Source organism: Pedobacter sp. SL55 (genome assembly GCF_026625705.1).
GTDB lineage: Bacteria > Bacteroidota > Bacteroidia > Sphingobacteriales > Sphingobacteriaceae > Pedobacter.
This window is the reverse complement of sequence record NZ_CP113059.1, coordinates 1,773,456-1,793,906: the sequence shown is the minus strand read 5'-3', so window position 1 is coordinate 1,793,906 and position 20,451 is coordinate 1,773,456. Positions and strand designations below refer to the sequence as shown.

At 39.5% G+C, this 20,451-nt stretch carries 12 protein-coding genes; 7 read left to right on the top strand and 5 right to left on the bottom strand.

What is annotated here, in order from left to right:
• Positions 1-61: 61 nt before the first annotated feature.
• Complete coding sequence (locus tag OVA16_RS08160; RefSeq protein WP_267764771.1) at positions 62-538, top strand: hypothetical protein; 477 nt, start codon at positions 62-64, stop codon at positions 536-538.
• A 147-nt stretch (positions 539-685) separates the two neighbouring features.
• On the opposite strand, the gene OVA16_RS08155 is transcribed toward OVA16_RS08160, so the two are convergent.
• On the bottom strand, positions 686-2,428 hold the full coding sequence (locus OVA16_RS08155) for a M61 family metallopeptidase (protein WP_267764770.1): 1,743 nt from the start codon (positions 2,426-2,428) through the stop codon (positions 686-688).
• A 312-nt stretch (positions 2,429-2,740) separates the two neighbouring features.
• Here OVA16_RS08155 and OVA16_RS08150 point away from each other — a divergent pair, with 312 nt between their 5' ends.
• The 5 genes from OVA16_RS08150 (at position 2,741) to OVA16_RS08130 (ending at position 9,272) form a co-directional block, all read left to right on the top strand.
• On the top strand, positions 2,741-3,823 hold the full coding sequence (locus tag OVA16_RS08150; RefSeq protein ID WP_267764769.1) for an efflux RND transporter periplasmic adaptor subunit: 1,083 nt from the start codon (positions 2,741-2,743) through the stop codon (positions 3,821-3,823).
• A gap of 2 nt (positions 3,824-3,825) precedes the next feature.
• Positions 3,826-6,942, top strand: a complete 3,117-nt coding sequence (locus OVA16_RS08145; protein WP_267764768.1) for an efflux RND transporter permease subunit — start codon at positions 3,826-3,828, stop codon at positions 6,940-6,942.
• An 11-nt stretch (positions 6,943-6,953) separates the two neighbouring features.
• Complete coding sequence (locus tag OVA16_RS08140; protein WP_267764767.1) at positions 6,954-7,235, top strand: TolC family protein; 282 nt, start codon at positions 6,954-6,956, stop codon at positions 7,233-7,235.
• 32 nt (positions 7,236-7,267) lie between these two features.
• Positions 7,268-8,272, top strand: coding sequence for a TolC family protein (locus OVA16_RS08135; protein ID WP_324288575.1), 1,005 nt, complete (start codon positions 7,268-7,270; stop codon positions 8,270-8,272).
• A 136-nt stretch (positions 8,273-8,408) separates the two neighbouring features.
• Positions 8,409-9,272 (top strand): N-acetylglucosamine kinase, encoded by an 864-nt coding sequence (locus OVA16_RS08130; protein WP_267764766.1) that lies wholly within the window; start codon positions 8,409-8,411, stop codon positions 9,270-9,272.
• A gap of 3 nt (positions 9,273-9,275) precedes the next feature.
• On the opposite strand, the gene OVA16_RS08125 is transcribed toward OVA16_RS08130, so the two are convergent.
• Together OVA16_RS08125 and OVA16_RS08120 are read right to left on the bottom strand one after the other, a co-directional pair.
• Positions 9,276-9,521 (bottom strand): PID-CTERM protein-sorting domain-containing protein, encoded by a 246-nt coding sequence (locus tag OVA16_RS08125; RefSeq protein WP_267764765.1) that lies wholly within the window; start codon positions 9,519-9,521, stop codon positions 9,276-9,278.
• Between the two features lie 171 nt (positions 9,522-9,692).
• Positions 9,693-10,139 carry a hypothetical protein gene (locus OVA16_RS08120; RefSeq protein WP_267764764.1) on the bottom strand — a complete coding sequence of 149 codons (447 nt, stop codon included), beginning with the start codon at positions 10,137-10,139 and terminating at the stop codon, positions 9,693-9,695.
• Between the two features lie 69 nt (positions 10,140-10,208).
• Here OVA16_RS08120 and OVA16_RS08115 point away from each other — a divergent pair, with 69 nt between their 5' ends.
• Positions 10,209-13,931 (top strand): S8 family serine peptidase, encoded by a 3,723-nt coding sequence (locus OVA16_RS08115; protein ID WP_267764763.1) that lies wholly within the window; start codon positions 10,209-10,211, stop codon positions 13,929-13,931.
• A gap of 342 nt (positions 13,932-14,273) precedes the next feature.
• On the opposite strand, the gene OVA16_RS08110 is transcribed toward OVA16_RS08115, so the two are convergent.
• Entirely contained in the window at positions 14,274-17,081 is a 2,808-nt protein-coding gene (locus tag OVA16_RS08110; RefSeq protein WP_267764762.1) for a T9SS type A sorting domain-containing protein, read from the bottom strand.
• A 29-nt stretch (positions 17,082-17,110) separates the two neighbouring features.
• On the bottom strand, positions 17,111-19,744 hold the full coding sequence (locus tag OVA16_RS08105) for a hypothetical protein (RefSeq protein WP_267764761.1): 2,634 nt from the start codon (positions 19,742-19,744) through the stop codon (positions 17,111-17,113).
• Positions 19,745-20,451 lie beyond the last annotated feature (707 nt).

Here is a 20,451-nt window from a genome sequence, read left to right as displayed (position 1 = left end):
TTATGTAAAAGGCATAAAGTTTGTAATGTGCTGCTTAATTAGAAAACAACAATTTTATATTATGAAAAAATTACTATTCACAATTATCGCAGGTGCAGCGTTGTTTACGATGAACTTGTCTAACGCAAATGCACAGAATTACAAGACAGCATTAGGTTTAGGTCTTGACTTTGGAAATGGTGCTACTTTAGTTGGCCCATCTATCAAACATTTTTTTAACTCAACTGGTGCTGGTCAGGCGGAAATCTTATTTGGTGGAAACAGCACTCGTGTACAAGCATTTTATCAATACCACGGCGCTATAAATGGAGCTCCAGGTTTAAAATGGTTTGTTGGTGGTGGCCCTGGCTTAAATTTCTTTAGCGTAAGAGGTTATGATCAAACTAACTTTTTACTAATTCCACAAGCAGGTTTAGATTTTAAAATCCCTGGTGCACCTATACAAATGGGTTTTGACTGGAGACCAACTGCTTGGATTGGTGATAACTCAGAATTTGAAGCTGGTAGATTTGGCTTTGGTTTTAGGTTTACTTTCTAAATAAAAAAGCGAAATAAAAAAGGTCCCGAAGAAATATCGGGACCTTTTTGCTATACAAGCAATGGCATTTACACGCCCATCCATCTTTTTCTTACCGCTAATTGTTGCGGTGTTGCATCTTCTTTATAGCTCGCTTTGATACGCACATTAGGGCTTTCTTTCAAAGTTAACGAAATCTTCTTTTTCTAAACCGTCGCGTTTTACGGTTACTTCTACTACATCGCCTACTTGTTTTTTAGCGATAGTTGGCAATGCTTCTAAAGTTAGCCCTGGGTTTGGCAACCTCACACTACGCATTTCATCGGCAATGCTTACGCCATCTATGGCTAAAATATCATCGTTTACATTTAAGCCTTGTACCCAAGCCGGCGAGTTTCTGGCCACACCGCTTACTGTTACCATTCTATCTACCTTTAATGAGGCTCCGGTGTAAGGTTTATTGGGCGAAGCGATTTCTTTAGTTGCTTCGATACCTGCGTAGGCAAAGAATTTTTCGAAATCAATATCAGCTGTGCCATCAATATATTTCTCCCAAAATTTAGTAAAACTGATGCCGCTAATTTTTTCTACCATAGCTTTAAATTCGGCATCGGTGTAACCACGTTTCTTTACTTTTCCTTCTTCATACATCGCTTTCATCACATCATCTAAACTTTTGGCACCTTTAGTGGCATTGGCTATTTCTAAATCCATTAATAAGCCTACAACTTCGCCTTTACTGTAATATGAGATGGCGCTGTTTTTAGAGTTTTCGTTAGGGCGGTAACCAATGATCCAAGCATCAAAACTTGAAGAAGAAGCCGACTGCACCTTTGAACCCGGTGTGTTAATTACGGTACCCAAACCACCAATGATATCATTTAAAAACGTAGTTTGGTTGGTTGCTCCAGCTCTAATCAGCAATTTATTTTCGTAATACGAAGTAAAACCTTCTGCTGTCCAAAGATTAGTGGTATAGTTCTCATTATCGTAATCAAATGGCCCCAGAGCAATTGGGCGTAATCTTTTCACATTCCACAAGTGAAAATACTCATGAGCTACCAATGAAAGGAAGCTCTTGTAGCCTCTTTCGGTACCATAGGCATTTCTGGTAGCACCCAAAACAGTAGAGTTTAAATGCTCTAAACCACCACCACCATTGTTGTAATTGTGTACAATAAAAGTATAGTGCTTGTTCGGGTTATCGCCAAAAATCTTTGTTCCTTCTTCTACAATTTTAGCCATATCAACCTTCAAACGTTCTTTATCGTAATTACCGCCACCGTACATCGCTACAATATGTTTTACACCAGCCGCAGTAAATTCAAAGACTTCTTGGTTACCTACCTCTATAGGACTATCGAAAAGCACATCAAAATCTGAAGCATAGTAAGTGAATTTTTGCCCGGCAACTGGCTCCAAGCCTGTATTTACTTGATCCCAATTACCAAAAGGTACAATTTTAACCGTACTAGGGTTTTTGATCATCCCAGCTGGGTACATAAAAATACCTGCCGAAGAAAGGAAGGCGTGCGACTCGTCTATAAATGCGGTACGCACCGAAATCTCGAAAGCGTAAACCCTATAATTCACTTTGATGGTCGCTGCTTTAGCATTAAAAACTCGCCAAGTATTTTTGGTAACTTTTTGCACTTTAGCAGGTTTACCATTTACTGTTGCGCTAAAATCTTCTACGTTTTTTGCAAATTCGCGAACCAAATACGAGCCTGGTGTCCAAACTGGCATTTTTAAATCTACATAGTCTTTTGCAGCTATACCGGCCACGTTCATTTCTACTTCTGCATAATGCGCTTGCGGCTCTTTAAAAGACACCTCGAAGCCAATTTTTACTTGCGATTTAGCTGCCATTGTTAACGTTAGCAATAATGCTATTCCTAATATTTTTTTCATTTATACTATTTTGTTTTACACCAAAAAGGCACGCAGAACACCAAGTATTTCAGCATTAAGGTTACGATAATCATCGCTATTACAGCCAAAATTTGATGCACTTTGTTTCTTTATGGCAAATTCATAAGTGCTAGGCACAAAAATAAAATTTAAAACTGCTTTCTTAAGTGTTTAATATTTTAAGCGCTGTAACATAGTTAGTACATCTTTACATTGGCAAAACAAATAGATATTTTTGTTTGTACTCGTTTGGTTGTTTTTCAAGATCGAGTTTAAACCTATAATTAAACCAAAAGCTATTCAAATTTCTCCATGAAGAAAAGATATATTTTCTACCTCGTATTGGCATTAGGACTTGGCTATCTTGTATATTACAGAATATCAGAAAACAAAAAAATTGAAAGCGGAGGAGCTGCTGGAGGCGGCAAAGGAGCTAAAGACAAAAGTGGCGCTGGTTTAAATGTAGATGGCGTAGTGGTAAAAACTTCCGATTTTTCTAACAACCTAGAAATTACGGGCAGCATAGAAGCCAACGAAGCTGTAACGCTACGAAGCGAAGTAGCTGGCTTGGTAACAGCTATCAACTTTAAAGAAGGCAGTAACGTGAGCAAAGGAACTGTGCTGGTTAAAATCAACGATCGTGATATACAAGCACAACTAAAAGAAGCCATTACCAGACAAAATCTATCTGCAAGTAACGAAAACAGGGCAAAGCAATTATTAGAAAAAGGCGCCATTAGCCAAGAAGAGTACGATACTTCGCAAGCCGAATTGCAAACTTTAAAATCTCAGGTACAACTAATTAGAGCACAATTAGCAAAAACCACTATTATTGCGCCATTTAGCGGAAAAATTGGTTTACGCAACATCTCAGTTGGCGAATATCTTACTCCAAATACCGTAATTGCCAACTTATTAAGTACCAATCCAGTTAAAATTGGTTTTGCTATTCCAGAGAAATATGTTTCGCAGCTAAAAACCAATAGCAGTATTTCTTTTAATATAGATGGCAATAACAAAACTTACACAGGAAAAGTATTTGCCATAGAGCCGGGCATTAACGAGCAAACCAGAACGCTACAAATCAAAGCCTTGGCGCCAAATGCCAACAGCGAGCTTTTGCCAGGATCTTTTGCCAAAATCAAACTTTCGCTGAGTGTAATTAAAGATGCAATGTTAATTCCAACCGAAGCCGTAATTCCGGTATTAAAAGGTAAAGTGGTGTATGTAACCAAAAATGGAAAAGCGCAACAAGTGCCTATTGAAACTGGCACCAGAACTGCCGATAAGATTTTGGTGCTTTCGGGATTAAATGTAGGAGATACGGTGTTAACTACTGGCGCCATGGCTTTAAAACCTGATGCAGCAGTAAAAGTAAAAATAGCTAACAACTAGGCATGAGCATATCGACCACCAGTATTAAACGTCCGGTTCTAGCCATTGTAATGAACCTCATTATCATCCTTTTTGGGGTAATAGGCTATAATTTTTTGGGTGTAAGAGAATATCCATCTATCGATCCCTCTATTATTTCGGTACGAACCTCCTATCCGGGAGCCAATTCAGATATCATCGAATCTCAAATTACCGAGCCCTTAGAAAAATCTATCAATTCTATTGATGGAATTAGGAATATCACTTCATCGAGTAACCAAGGTACAAGCAACATTACCGTTGAGTTTAATTTAGGGAAAGATATTGATGTTGCCGCCAACGATGTGCGAGATAAAGTATCGCAAGCTGCCAGAAACCTCCCTAAAGACATAGATGGCTTGCCTATTGTAAGCAAAGCCGATGCAAACTCGGATGCGATTATTTCTATGACCATACAAAGTGATAAGCGCAGCGTAACCGATTTGAGTGACTTTGCAGAAAACGTAATTGCCGATAGGATACAGACCATTCCGGGGGTAAGTAGCATGCAAATACAGGGGCAGCGCAAATATGCCATGCGTATTCGTATAGACCCTACCCGATTAGCTTCTTACGGTTTAACTTCTCAAGATATTGTAACCGCTTTAGATAGGGAAAACGTAGAGTTACCTTCTGGAAAATTAACTGGCGCATCAACAGAACTTACGGTTAAAACCCTTGGAAAGCTTGTTGATGCAGAGCAGTTCAACAACTTGATCATCAAAAATGACAGCACCAGCGTAGTACGTTTACAAGATGTGGCAGTTGCCGAAATTGGTTCTGAGAATGAAGAAACGGTGTTACGCGAATCTGGTAAACCGATGGTGGCCATTGGCGTAATTCCACAACCAGGAGCCAATTATTTAGATATCAGTAAAGAATTTTACGCTCGTTTTGATAAGCTACAAGCTGATATGCCTGCGGATATCAAATTGAAAGTATCGTTAGACACCACTAGGTTTATTAAAAGTTCGGTAACGGAAGTAGCCGAAACCATCCTGATCTCTCTGGTTTTGGTAATTCTTATCATCTATCTTTTTTTTAGAGATTGGGGCATTGCCTTTAGGCCTTTAATTGATATTCCGGTATCGTTAATCGCTACTTTCTTTATCATGTACATTTTTGGGTTTTCTATTAATGTACTTACCTTGTTAGCCATTGTTTTGGCCACAGGTTTAGTGGTTGATGATGGTATTGTAGTAACCGAAAATATCTTTAAAAAAGTAGAAGAAGGTTTATCTCCAATCGAAGCCGCTATTAAAGGTTCCAACGAGATTTTCTTTGCCGTAATCTCTATTTCTATCACACTGGCAGCGGTATTTTTACCAGTAATTTTCTTGCAAGGTTTTGTTGGTCGACTATTCCGGGAATTCGGGGTAACCATTGGTGCCGCGGTATTAATTTCAGCATTTGTATCGCTGACTTTGACACCAATGCTTAATGCGTATCTAATGAAAAAAGGTGGGCACAAACCCTCTAAATTCTACAGGTTAACCGAACCCTATTTTGTGAAGTTGAACGAGGGCTACCAAACTAACTTAGAAAAGTTCTTGAAGCGTCGTTGGTTAGCAGCACCTATCATTATATTTTGTGCAGGACTGATTTTTCTTTTCTGGAAAGTATTACCTAAAGAAACTGCTCCCTACGATGACAGAAGTGCCATTAACATGAGTATAAGCACACCAGAAGGTTCTTCATTTGCATTTACAGATAGGTTTGTAATGAAAATCAACCAGATGGTTTTAGACTCTATACCAGAGAAAAATGTGAACATTACCATTACCTCTCCAGGTTTTGGCGGTGCAGGTGCCACCAACTCTGGTTTTGTAAGAATGGGCCTGGTTGATCCAGGCGATCGTGAAAGATCACAAAAGGAAATAGCAGAAAAACTAACAAAAATTACTCGTAAATACACCGAGGGCAAAGTTACCGTAACACAACAGCCCACCATCTCGGTGGGCAGAAGAGGTGGTTTGCCGATCAGCTATATCATACAAGCACAAAACTTTGAGAAATTACGAGAAAAGGTTCCGTTGTTTATGGAACAGGTTTCACAAGACCCAACTTTTACGACATCAGATGTTAACTTAAAATTTAACAAGCCAGAAATTAACTTAACCATAGATAGAGATAAGGCAAAAAACCTTGGCGTTTCTATTGTTGATATTGCCCAAACCTTACAGCTTGGATTAAGCGGACAGCGTTTTTCTTACTTCTTTATGAATGGCAAACAATACCAAGTAATTGGCCAGTTTGATGTTGCCAACAGAAAAGATCCGTTAGATTTAAGTTCGGTGTATGTTAGGAACGATAAGGGTCAATTAATTCAATTAGACAACTTAGTAACTTCAAAAGAAGAAAGCAGTCCACCGCAATTATACCGTAACAACCGCTTTATCTCGGCTACCGTTTCGGCGGGTTTGGCACCAGGCAAAAGTATTGGCGATGGTATTGAAGCGATGGATAGAATTGCAGCAAAGGTTTTAGACGAAAGTTTTACCACCGATCTAAGCGGCGAGTCTAGAGATTTCAAGGAAAGCTCTTCTAACACCATGTTTGCCTTTGGCTTAGCTTTGCTATTGGTTTATCTAATTTTATCTGCTCAGTTCGAAAGTTTTAAAGACCCAATTATTATCATTTTAACCGTACCAATGGCCGTGGCTGGAGCATTTTTATCCCTTTGGTTATGCGGTCAAAGTTGGAATATTTTTAGTCAAATTGGCACTATTATGCTAATCGGTTTGGTAACCAAGAATGGTATTTTAATTGTTGAATTTGCTAACCAACTAAAAGAACAAGGCAAATCGGTACAAGAGGCCATTAGAGAAGCCGCAGTTTCTAGGTTACGTCCTATTTTGATGACCAGTTTGGCTATTGCCATTGGTGCATTGCCTATTGCCATGGCCTTGGGCGCAGCCGCAAAAAGCAGAATGAGCATGGGTACGGTAATCATAGGCGGAACTATGTTTTCACTGATACTTACCTTATTTGTAATCCCTGCCATTTACTCGTTGTGGTCTAAAGAGCATAAAGAAAATACAGATTTAAAACAATCTTTGGCTGCGGCATTGGCCGATGAAGAAAAACCTAAAAACCAATAGCGCAATTGAAAATGAAACATTATAGATTTGGATTGCTTGCTACACTTTCGATATGCTTTTTTAGCATTTCAATGGTTAATGGGCAAGAAAAATTAACTTTAAAAGAGGCTATCAGCATTGCTCTACAGAACAATTACGATATCAAATTAATTAAAAACGAAGTTGAAATAGCAAAAAACAATGCCAACTTAGGCAATGCAGGTATTTTACCTATAGCTGCAGCAACCTTTAATACGGGGGTAGCAGACAAAACACTATACAAACCCAAGCCAGTGGTACCGAAAGACGAATAAACGGCGCCCGTAACAGTAACTTAGGCTATGGCGTGGGCTTAGATTGGACAGTTTTTGATGGCTTTACCATGTTCGCCAACTACGAACGCTTGAAAACTTTACGCCAACAAGGCGAAAAAAATGCCGACTTACAAATTTTAACTACCATAACCGATGTACTTTCTGCTTATTACAACATAGCTAAACAACAGCAGTTGGTTGTTGCGGCAGACAGTACCATTGATATTTCTGCCTTTCGCTTACGCATAGCTGATAGTAAATTAAAAATTGGACGTGGCTCTAAGCTGGATGTATTGGCAGCTCAAGTAGATTACAATACAGACACATCGGCCTATTTGCAACAAAAAAATTTGCTCAACAACTATCAGGTTACTTTAAACCAATTGTTAGCAAGAGATGTAAATATCAAATTTACGGTAGACAATACTTTCGATATAGAAGAAACGCTTAACTACACCAATCTTGCTGCTCAAATGGAGCAATTAAATCCGGCTTTACAAAGCGCCTTATTAAATAAAAAAGTTGCAGAACTAAGCTTAAAGCAAGTACAAGGAAATCGCTACCCTCAAATTAGCTTAAATAGTGGTTACGATTTTAATAAAAGTGAATCTCCAACCGGCTTTAATACTCAATTTAGGGCAAAAGGCTTTAGTTATGGGCTAACAGCTAGCTTTAATATTTTCAATGGTTTTTTGCAACGCCAAAATGAGCGAAATGCAAAGGTAAATATCAGCTCTGCGAATTTACAGGTAGAACAAACTAAGCAAAATTTATCTGCACAATTAATAAGTGCTTATCAGGATTATACCACCTTTATAGAGTTAACTAAATTAGAACAAGGAAATATCAATATCGCCAATCAAAATTTAGATATAACCTTAGAAAAATACAGATTAGGCAACATTACCCCTTTAGAACTAAGAGAAGCACAAAAAAATGCTATCGATGCCAATAACAGATATTTAGAAATAAAATATCAAAGAAAACTGGCAGAGATTTATTTAAAGCAAATTAGCGGCACGCTTAATCTACAATAATATTTATTGTACGGGCGAAATATTTTTCGCCCCAACAGCATACTATAAACCCTTCCGTAAGGGCGAAAAATATTTCGTCCTAACAAGAAAAAATATTCAACCTATACTTTTTAAAAAAAATTATTATCTTAGAAACATGATTTTAGTTGCAGATAGCGGATCATCTAAGACAGATTGGATGGCCTACAGCCCAGAACAAACACTTTCATTTAATACACAAGGCATTAACCCTTATTTTGCAAATGCGCAAGATGTTTTTAGAATTCTGTCTAAAAACAAGGAAATGGCAACAATTGCTGATGAAGTAAAGGAAGTTTATTTTTTTGGTGCTGGCTGTCTAAACCCAGATAAACACGAAATTGTTTCTAACGGACTTTCTTCATTTTTCAAGAACGCCTTTATCAGCGTAGATCATGACTTAATTGGCTCTGCCTACGCTACCTGCGGCGATAAAAAAGGCTTGGCCTGCATTTTAGGCACAGGCTCAAATATCGCTTACTACGATGGCGAAACCGTATTTAACGGCAACCATGGCTTAGGCTACATTTTGGGCGATGAAGGTTCTGGAACTTACTTCGGCAAAAAAATGCTGATCTCGTATTTACATAAAACCATGCCTGCAGATTTAAGAGATCTTTTTGCAGCTGCTTTTGAAGTTAATAAAGACATTGTTGTTGAGAACGTTTACCAAAAACCTTTTCCTAACTCTTATTTAGCCACTTTTAGCAGGTTTATGATTCATAATAAACAGCACCCTTTTATACAAAAAACATTAAAGGAAGGTTTTCAGGAGTTTATAGACACCAATGTAAAAGATTACAAAAACTATAAAACTTTAGAATGTAATTTTGTGGGCTCTATTAGCTATTACTACCAAGACGAATTGCGTGCCGTTTTTGCGGAGAACAACCTTAAAATTGGCAAAACACTACAAAAGCCTATTGAAGGAATTTTCGAGTATATCTTAAGAAGAGAAGGAATACTAGAGAAAGCAGGGTAGCCATTAAGCTACATCTGTTTCTTTATTTTGTTTGCGTTTATCGTAAGCTTTCTTTAAGCCATAGGCTACGCCTGCAGCAATTAAAACACTTGCACCTCCGTCAACAGGAACGTCATCTGGGTTTTCAGAACAGGGTTCATCTGGTTCACACGGTGTACCCTGCGCAGAAACGTCACAAACACTACATGAAATCATCAAAACGCTTAAAAAAGCAACTCTATAAACTATCTTAACTATATTGTATCTCACTGTAGCTTTATTATAATCTTTCTCGGTAAACGGAGTTCATTTACATTTTTCAACTAGACGTTACAATTATAGGTGTTTTTTTACCGATAAAAAAATTTTTCGATAAAAAAATAGATTTTACTTCGTTAAAAATCAGAATATTACATCAATAAAAAAACTGAAGAGCCCACGTTAATAGGCAGCTTTGTAATTAATTTGTATATCTAGTTTAATTTGGTTTTCTGGCATCACACTTATCGCATTAATCTTACCACCTCCATCAAAGTTATTTGCAAACAATTTTCCATCGGGCTCTACAGTAAACACAGAGTATTCGCCTACGGGAAGCTCGCACTCGTAAAAGCCGCTTGTGGTAGATTTGACCGTTTTAACGAGCCTGCCTTTTACTTTTGTAAATAGAGGTGCTTCGCCCTCCACATCTTTAAATGTAACTACTTCGTAAATCTGTAACTCTCGTGCAACCACTTTATGTCTTGTTGTTTTTGGCTCATCTGGCGAAGGCATCATATTTCCTTCTATCCAATTCAATGTTCCAAAAACTCCCTGCTTAATTTTGGGCGTTGCTTCTTTTTTTGTTACGCACCCCGTTAAAATAGCTAACAAGCACACAAACGCCATCTTTTTAGTAGAAGTCATACAATTATCTCTAATATTGTAATTAATTTAATCATTTATTTCGATTATCAAATGAGCCGCCTAAAAATAATAAATTGTATAGCTGTCTTTACACTATTTTACTCTATAAACAATGGTAAGCTATATGCGCAGGCAAATAAACAAAACCAAACTAATCCGGTTTTTCTAAAGCAGAACGCTATAGAACTTAGTACTATCGAAAACACCAAACGTTTGCGAGCTTTCTCTCTCGCAGCAGAAAAAGGTTGGGAAACTTTTGGCATTACCAAAAAAGGTAGCGTTTTTACATTATATGGGGTAGATGATTTTGGGATGCCCTTATATAAAATTACAGAAAACAATGCTATATCGGCAGCTACAATAAACACCAATAAATTATACTCGGGTGGCTCGCTCGGCTTAAATTTAAGTGGAAGCACTATCCCTAACAATAAGGTTGCCATTTGGGATGGAGGGGCTGTTTTAACCAGCCATGTAGAGTTTCAAACCAACAGAGTAGAAGTTAAAGATGGGGTTGTGGCCTCCTCCACTCATGCTACACACGTGGCGGGCACTATGATGGCCGAAGGGAAAAACCCGAATGCCAAGGGAATGGCTTATGGACTACCAAAACTCCTGTCTTTCGATTTTAACAACGACAATTCAGAAATGTCTACCAATGCGGCTTCGCTTTTGATCTCTAACCATTCTTATGGCACCATAGCAGGCTGGTACGAAAACACAAGCGCCAACAGGTGGGAATTTAGAGGCCAAGCAGGTGCCAACGAAGATTATAAATTTGGCTATTACGATAGTGATGCCAAAGAATGGGACAGGATTTGCTACAATGCGCCTTATTATTTACCGGTAAAATCTGGCGGAAACTATAGAAGCAGCAATGGCCCAGCTATTGGCGCTACCTACTATCGATACAACGCAAGTGGCAGCATGGTAAATGCAGGAGCCCGCCCAGCAGGCATTTCAAGTAATGATGGCTACGACATTTTGGGCACCTATGCTGTGGCTAAAAACATTTTAACGGTTGCCGCAGTAAACCCATTGCCCTATGGTACAGTTAACCCTAGCGATATTGTGATTTCTTCATTTAGCGCCTGGGGGCCAACCGATGATGGCCGTATTAAACCCGATATTGCCGCCGATGGCGTAAGCGTAACTTCTACCAGTGATGCTGCAGGCAACCAAAGCTACACCACCTTATCTGGAACATCTATGGCAGCGCCCAGTGTAAGCGGTTCGTTGGTGCTTTTGCAAGAATTGTACAACCAAAAAAACAATGCTTTTATGAGAGCCGCTACCCTAAAAGCACTTACCTTAGGCACTGCAAGCGAAGCAGGCGCCAACCCAGGTCCAGATTATATATTTGGCTGGGGATTAATGAATACCGAGAATGCTGCAAAAGCGATTTTAAATAACGGAACAAAAAGCTCGATAACCGAAAAAGTGCTTAACCAAGGTGCTACTGAAACCTTTACGGTTGTTGCTTCTGGAGATGGGCCTATCATAGCTACTATTGCTTGGACCGACCCAGAAATAGACATCATTCCCGTGGCCAGTGCACTAAACAATACTACATTAAGGTTGGTAAACGATTTAGACATGAGAGCTAGCGATGGGAGTACCACCGTTTTTCCGTGGATATTAAACCCCACACAACCAGCTTCGGCCGCTACCAGAGGAGATAATTTTAGGGATAATGTGGAACAAGTTTACATAGCAGATGCCGTACCTGGCAAAACTTACACTTTTACCATTTCGCACAAAGGCACCTTACAAAGAGGTTCGCAAGCTTATGCCGTGGTGGTTACAGGCATCGGTGGAAACCCATATTGTGTTTCAGGGCCTTCTTCTTCAAACGGCTCTAAAATTACAGGTTTTAACCTCGCCAACAGTAGTTATACGGCAGCTGCTGGCTGCACTGCCTACAGCAATTTTACCAACCAAACCATCGAACTGGAAAAAGCAAAAACTTACCCCTTAACGCTATCTTTAGGTACCTGTGGCATAAATTTCAATAAAATAGCAAAAGTTTTTATTGATTGGAATGGCGACGGCGATTTCAACGACAACAATGAATTGGTGGCTACAAGCAACGTAATAAATGGCAATGGGCTATTAACGGCAAATCTATCAGTTCCTGCAACGGTTAACATCAATAGTTTTTCGCTACTAAGAGTGGTGCTAACAGAAGCTAATGATGCTAATGCTGTACAAGCTTGTGGTATATATGCCAAAGGCGAAACCCAAGATTATAGGGTTAAATTTATAGGCACCAGCACCGATGTTGGAATTAGCAAAATTAAAGATCCAATTTCTAACTGTGCAAATACCCAACAAACGGTAAGTGTAGTGATACGTAACTACGGAACCCAAAGCATTTCGAACATCCCAGTTGGTGCTACCATTACAGACGGCGGCAATACCATTGCTACCTTAAATGGAACTTATACAGGCGAAATTAAGGCTTCGCAAGAGCAGGAATTTATGTTGCCCGGATCTTATTCTACAACGGCGGGCAAAACTTATCAAGTTGCTGCCCGAACTTTGTTAAGTACAGACATTATCCTTACCAACAATGAAATAAGCAAAACCGAACAGGTAAGCCTAGCCCCTAACATTGCTAATGCTTCGGCGTTGTTTTGCGACAACAGTAAACAATACCAACTAGCTACTAGCGGAGAGGGCATTAGCTATTGGTACGAAAGCGCTACCGCTACCCTTCCATTTGCTTACGGCAATAACATCAATGTACCATCTACATCGGGCAATCAAACTTATCATGTTGGATTAAATGAATATACCAGCACCCTCGGACCCAAAGATAAATACGAAGCAAGACTAGGCAGTGGTACGTATCTGCAAACTACTAGTAGCGTAAGTGTACGGGTTAATGCACCTGTTATACTTGAGAGTGCTCGCTTATATATTGGCAACTCAGGCACTATTAAATTTTACGTAGTAGATGCTTTTGGAGTAGAGGTTTCTAATACCACGTTACAGGTAAATGCCACTAGAAATACCCCAATGGCAGGCACAGCGCCTAACGATTTAACAGACCAAGGACAAGTCTATTTACTGAACCTTCAGTTTCCAGCAGCCGGAAATTATACCATACGCACCGTGTATGAAGACGGCGCCACTATTTTTAGAAACAATGGCTTAACTAGCGACATTTATCCTTTAAGCTCGGCACTGGAAGTTTTTAATATTACAGGTAACAATGCTACCCAACCCGCATCTTTCTACTATTATTTTTATGATGTAAAGGTTAAGGCATTGGGCTGTGTTGGCGCTACTAGATTAGCAGTGCCGGCAACCAACTTTCAAATCAGCAGAAATGGAGATGAACTAGTTACTAATTTAGCTGGAGTTACAGCTTGGTATGTTAATGGCGAAAAAATAGCAAATGCTACGGCCCCAACCTATAAACCAACTAAGGCTGGCAAATACCAAGCTTGGACAACAATTGGCAATTGCACTGCCATATCTAACGAAATTGCATTTCTAAATTCGAGCAATAACGATAACGAAATTAAGCTACAGGTGTTCCCTATACCAGTGGCTAAAGAGCTTACCGTAGCATTTGAAATTACAACTGAGCAAGCCGTAACAGTAAGTTTAACAAATGCGCTAGGCCAGCAAATATACCAGCAAAGTAAGCGGGCAATGGGCACTGTTATCGAGAATTTAGACGTTTCGAAATTAGCAAAAGGCACTTATGTATTAACCATCAAAACCAATGAAAAGGTTTACTCTAGAAAAATAGTAGTGATATAGGTTGAAGCTTTTATTTATTTGAAACTGTGGTTTCGATGATAGAGATAAGAGACTTGGCTTAAGCTTAATAAATTAACGAGTTATGCGATTAATCCCGTCATTTCGAACGAGGTACGAGGAGAAATCTCACAATTAGTAATTTGTAAAGTTTGAATAGTAATGACGTTAACAACTTGCTAGATTTCTCCTATCGTAGAAATGACGACCGCCTTGCAACTCTACACAACCTAAACTATTGATAAAAACATTCATCACTCATGTTAGGTTAAGACTTACGAAGTTTTTGAAACTTCGTAAGTCTGTATAAACTTAGTTGTAATTACAAATACAAGCAGTTTAACCTTACTGCTTAATTAACTTCATTTGACCCAAGCGTTGCGATCCATTTTCATAAACTTCAACAAAGTAAATTCCAGATGGATAAGCCGAAATGTTAATTTCGTGCCCTGCTGCCAGTTGCGATTTAGACACGCTTTGCGTTAACAGTACCTGGCCAGTAACATTTACAACTTTAACGGTTTGTTGGTTTGCTTTTAAAACACCGTTAAATCTAACTGTAAAATTACTCACTACCGGATTTGGAAATATGCTTACCAACTCGGTTGTATTATTTAGTGTACCAGTATAGTTAATCACTTGCGGTAACGATTCAGTAAATGTACCATCATTATTAAACTGCACTAGTTTATAGTAGTTATTACCTAACAACGGATTTTTATCGATAAATGAGTAGCTAGAGTTGCTGCCTTTTGCTAATTCAGTATGAATTTTCTCATACACTTTATCGTCAGCGGCACGCATTACCTCGAACCTGTTATTATCTGTTTCGGTAGCCGTGCTCCATTTAGCAAGCACACCTTGGTTAGTTTTTGCCGCTGTAAAAGGCGCTTGGTAGGCTACTGGCAATGTTGTTGGCGCCTCAAAAGCCACACTAAATCTATTTACTCCGTAGCTACCTGCTTGCGTTTTATCAATGGTAAATGAATGCAAATTACCATTTTGTACCGCTGTAGAAGTACCTAAAAATGCATCATTTAATTTTACAATATAACCAGAGGGAACGTTGCTAAAATTAAGCTCTAAAGTGTAATCGCCACTAGCGTTTGCCTCGTCTAGGTTAAAATTAACTTTTGATTGAGCATTTACGGGAGGCATATAATTAATTACCAACTTGTTATTATCATTAGATAAACTAGAAAAGTATATATCGCTACCTTTCATGTAAGGCGCATCCTCTCCTTGCAAATAATTACCCGCTTTACCCTCCTTAAACACTACTACGGTTTCTACGCTATAAGGAGTATTATCTTTTTGCAACCAAGCCCTAAGTTCTGTATGCGGAGCACTACTTTGTAAGGTATTCACTTGCGGGGCAACGGCAAGCTTACCTCCTATACTGCCAAGAACAATATTCTCGTTTACTGGCATAGACATTAAATGAACTGAAGGCATACCACCCACTTTGTCTTGCTCGGTAAAAGTGAAACTTCCACCTCCGGGTTTAACTTTTACAAAAAAGCCCTGCCCAGATGGAATGATATTGCTACCCTGATTTGCCCCAACTAAACCATCGTAGGTAGCATATTGTCTCGAAGCGGGATTAAAAATAGAAATTACATTATCAGCCAAGTCTGCCTTTTGCGCAGAAGTAATCTTATTCCAGTCGATACTTGAAGCATAAGGATTGCCAATAAGATTAAAGCCAGTAACCGTAGCAGAGTAAACTAACGGCACTGTAACAGCTTGTTGGTTTAACACACCTTCGAAATCCATTGCAAAACTTTCTGGATCTACATAAGGAGATGTTACTTTAGCGCTGATATTAGATCTATCTCCCCTGTAATATAAATAAGCTCCCCTACCAACAGCCAAACTTGTGTTAATGTTGGGTAATGGTATATATTTATTGGTAGCAGCAGCGTTAGGCTCATAAGTCCAAGCACTAGGCGCACTACTTAAGTTATCGAAACCATTGCTAGCACCTCCAGTACCAGAGATAATGATATCATCAAAAAACTGAGTTAAGTAGCTATAAGTTCTATTTCCAGAATTTCCATTGTCATAAACTGGCGACGAAAACATTCGATAGGTTCGGAACATATTCTTGTCGCCACCTCGTATAAATCGTTGCACATTTACATTCCCTGCAATTGATGCCCCTGAAGGAATTTCGGCTACACTTGCCGAACTAGTTTCAGCAGACAATAATGTTAAATTGCCGTTGGCATTTAGGGTTGCGGTACCCGCCATAGTTAATACTCCGGTAGTGGCTACAGCAAATGCGCCGCTGGTAAGCGTCTTGGTTCCGCTGTTAGAGAAGCTTACATTTTGGAATGTAATTGTGCTACCCGAGTTGCTTAAACTTTGGGTTGTTCCGTTAAAGTTTGTATTTACGGTACCATTACCTAGAGCAAAGGTTCCGCCGTTTACAGTAAAATTTCCGCCAAAGGCGATATTTTGTGTACCACTAGTTTTGTTTGCTCTTACGGTTCCTGCGGCTTGTAAGTAATTTCTTGTAATGGTGGTTGTTCCGCCAACAGATCCCAAATTCAGAGATCCTTGTCCAGTAGAAGTTATGGTTAAGTCTCTAGCGGTAAAGCCTGCTAATAGAGATGGGCTACCTGCCGCAGTTTGATTAGGAGCATTCCAAACGAAATTTGAAAACGTTTGGTTTGAGCCACCTATATCGCCCGCAAAAGAAGTATACCCAATTACCTCGCAAGTTGAACCAGTTGCCCAAACCGCGGCTGGGATAGTTCCAGAAGCTGATGTATAATTGTGCTGATATCTACCCTCATTTGAAATATACAACACTCCATTTCTAATAATAGGTACAGAACTACGGAAAATACCAGAAACAATAAAGTCATTTGCGGCCGCACCATCGTTGATGGTCAAAGTTCCACCAGTGTGGTTAACAACTCCTCCGCTTTCTATCGTTACATCATCAGCAGTTTGGTTAAGTATCACGTTAATAGTATGCCCGTTTCTAACTGATATACCACTAGCCGCTTGATTGGGCACAAGCGTAGACGGTTGCCAGCCAGAAGTACCATTTACCGAAGACTCCCAACTGGTTGAGTTGCTCCAATTACCAGTAACTACATTACTTCTAAAAAAGCTATTTGATGGACTTGGGCTGAGCACCATAATAGGCCCTGCGGTATAAGGAGATTTTGTTACATCTGCACTCGTGGCTGTAACGGTAGTAGAAATTTACTAGCCGAATTTAACCGCACCGAAAAATTGGTTTTAACGCCATTTACCAATGCCGCGTTGGCAGGTAAAACAGCCAAAGGATCATTAGAGGTAATACTTACAACATCCGTAACACTGGTAATGGTATTAAAAGCAATATCAACTGCCCTAACAGTTACATTAAACGCAACCCCTATACCTTGGTTACCTATAGGTTCTTCTTTACCCGTAGGCGAGCCAGCTTTGTAAACTTCGCCAGGCAATACTACAAGCAAACCAGCATAAGGACCAATATTAACAGCAAAAGCTGCACTTTGACTTGCCGTTTTAGTACCATCTGTAATGTCGGTTACGGTTAGTCTTCTATTTTTAGTAGTACTACCAATACGATAGGTAACCGAAGCATTTAACACTCCATTTACCAATGCCGTATTCGGTGGCAGTTGGGCGTAAATATCATTAGTAGCTGTAAATCCGACTACGTGATCTACCGTAGTAACAGTGTTTCCAAGTGCATCGGCTGCTTTAACTAAAATACTAAAAGTTTCTCCGGCTACCCTATCAGTAGGAGTGCCTGTTTTTCCAGTCCCGTTACCTTCTACTGCTGTTTCTCCTGGCATTACCAATACCAATTTGGTAAATGCTCCAGCAGCAACATTAATTAGATCTGTGGTATAATTTTTAGTGGCATCTGCAACACTTGTAGCCGTAATTGTATGGTTACCAGCAGTTCTAAATCTAAAACCAGAAAAAGCTGCCACTCCAGCAACCAAAGCCTGGTCAGCTGGCACAAGCGCATTCAAATCTGAGCTGCTTAGTTGAACCATATCTGTTACGGTACTTACCAAATTCCAATGTGCATCTACCGCCCTTACGGTTACCGTTGTGCTTGTATTTATAGCTCTGCTAGTTAAGGTGTTCCCTTTTCCGGTAGCCGTACCAGGCAAATACGTTTCTCCGGTTAAAGTAATTAGCAATTTAGCATAGGCACCTACTGTTACCTCAACATCTGGACTAGTATTGGCAGTTTTGGCAGGGTTAGTTACATCGCTTGCTACCAGCCTATGGTTAGTAGCAGCCCTATTTAAAGTAACTGTAAAGTTTCCTGTACCAGCAACCAAAGCGGCATTTGCGGGCAATAAGGACGTTGCCGCATCCGAAGCTAAACTATTCGTAATAGCTACCACATCGGTAACAGACGACACCACATTCCAGTTAGCATCTACCGCATTAACCGTTACATTAAAAGAAGCACCAGCAACTTGGGCTGTTGGCGCACCAGTTTTACCAGTAAGCGTACCGGGTGCGGCCACCTCTCCCGGAAGCAGCAGCTGTAACTTAACAAAAGCACCCGCCGTTACTGCTGGTAATATTTGTGTATAAGCAGTTTTAGTTCCATCGGTATTGTTTGTAGCGGTAACCGTAGGTATTTCTCCAATAGTTCCAAAAACAAGGTTAAATGTTCTGGTTCTAATATTAGGGCCAGAGATCAACAAGCTGGCCTGCGGCGGGGCAGCAAAATTGGTTACGCCACTAGCCGACATCTCTACATTTGTAGGGTCTGGAGCCGTAGCTTTATTCCAAAAATCGTCTACGGCATAAACTACCGAAGTATAATTTACACCGTAAATAGGTGCAGTTGGCGTACCAATTTTTCCATTTGGCGAACCTGGTGCATAGGTTTCTCCCGGAAATACCGTTAATAGCTTAGTAAAAGGTCCAGCGATAACCCTAATATTAGAGCTCGTGCCAGAAATGATAGCATTATCTGTATCGTTATTTGCCGTTAGTGTAAAGTAACTGGTTGTTAAAGTAGCGCTATAAGTATTTAAAACTACGTTAAAACTGGCCGTACCTGCAGAAAGCGTAACTGGCGCCGATATATTAGCGTAAGGATTGTTTGTTGTTACCGAAACCTGATGTGAAGGCGCAGCTGTGATGATGTTATAAGCATAATCTACCGCATTTACTGTTACTGCAAAACTACTACCTGCCAAAGGTGTTTGAACGTTACTATTTGATCTTCCCGAACCCGAACCTGGGGCATTGTCTTGGCCAGGCAATAATACCTGCAACCCCACGTAAGCACCGGCAACTTTAGAAAGCGTAGCCACGGCAGCACCATTTGGAAAACCACTTATGGTAGCGTTACGAGTAGTATTAGCTCTTAAGATATAATTAGGATATGCCACAGCCCTAGAAGTAGACTTTACCCTTAAGCCCGACAGTGTAATAGCGTTACTTGCTACCACAGTAGTATTGGCGTTATAACTAATAACGATATAAGTTGCAGTAGATTCAATAACTGTAGCACTTGTAACTCTAGCTCCAGTACGGGCAGCAGAGGCAGTGCCTACCTCAAATTGCCAGCCCGAGGGTGCGTTTAGTCTAATCCTCCGATCAGTACCCGATTGAAAATCTGTACCAATTTGGTCGGTAATCACAATATCTCCTATAGCAGTAAACTGCTCAGCAGGTCCTCCTACCGATCTCTCAGTAGAAATATTCTGTCCACCAGTTGGCTGTGTAATAATTACATCAGCAAAAGCAGACCGCAAATTAGCAAATACAAATAAAAAGAGTAATACAATTTTTGCTTTAGTAGAAATTTTCATAGGCATAACATTTCAGTTTCAATATTTTAAGTAAATGAAACACAGTATTAAGTAAACTAAATAATTTTGCTAAATTCGAAAAATTTAAACACTAAAACAATACCTAAAAACCATTATATTTCAATTACTTACTTAAATATTTACAAAACCTCTAAATCATCTATCATAGAGGCATTTTTTAAGAAGGCAAACATTTACAGTACTCTTATAAAGAATAACTACAAATTCAAGTCTAAGTAGTTTTTACACACTGTAACACTTATAGCTATAAACTAAAAAATACTACCACTTCTTTAAGTGGTAAATATTACACATAAAAACACCTTTGTAAATCAAGATTGCAACTGATAGGTAAGGATAGCAATTAATTAGAAACTGTTTATATTCTTTTGGATAACACGGTGTCATTATCATGTTAAGTGACTTAAGTTCGGCTTAAGCGCCACCCTTCAACATTGTCTAATTTAAAATAATGTCAGTCTCCGACAATCGGAGCAGGCTCTACGGACTTTAGATAGGTCAGCTAGCGAAAAGCGTATTCTTTATTCCCTTTTGGCTTTAGCCAAGGGATTAGCAAATAGGCATCAATGCTTTTTAGCCTCATTAACTGCAATTCGGCTAAAGCCTTTTTACATTTATGAAACGCCTGCTAAAGCAGACGGCAATAAACCAGCAGCTCAAATACTTGGCATCGAAACACCTCTAAT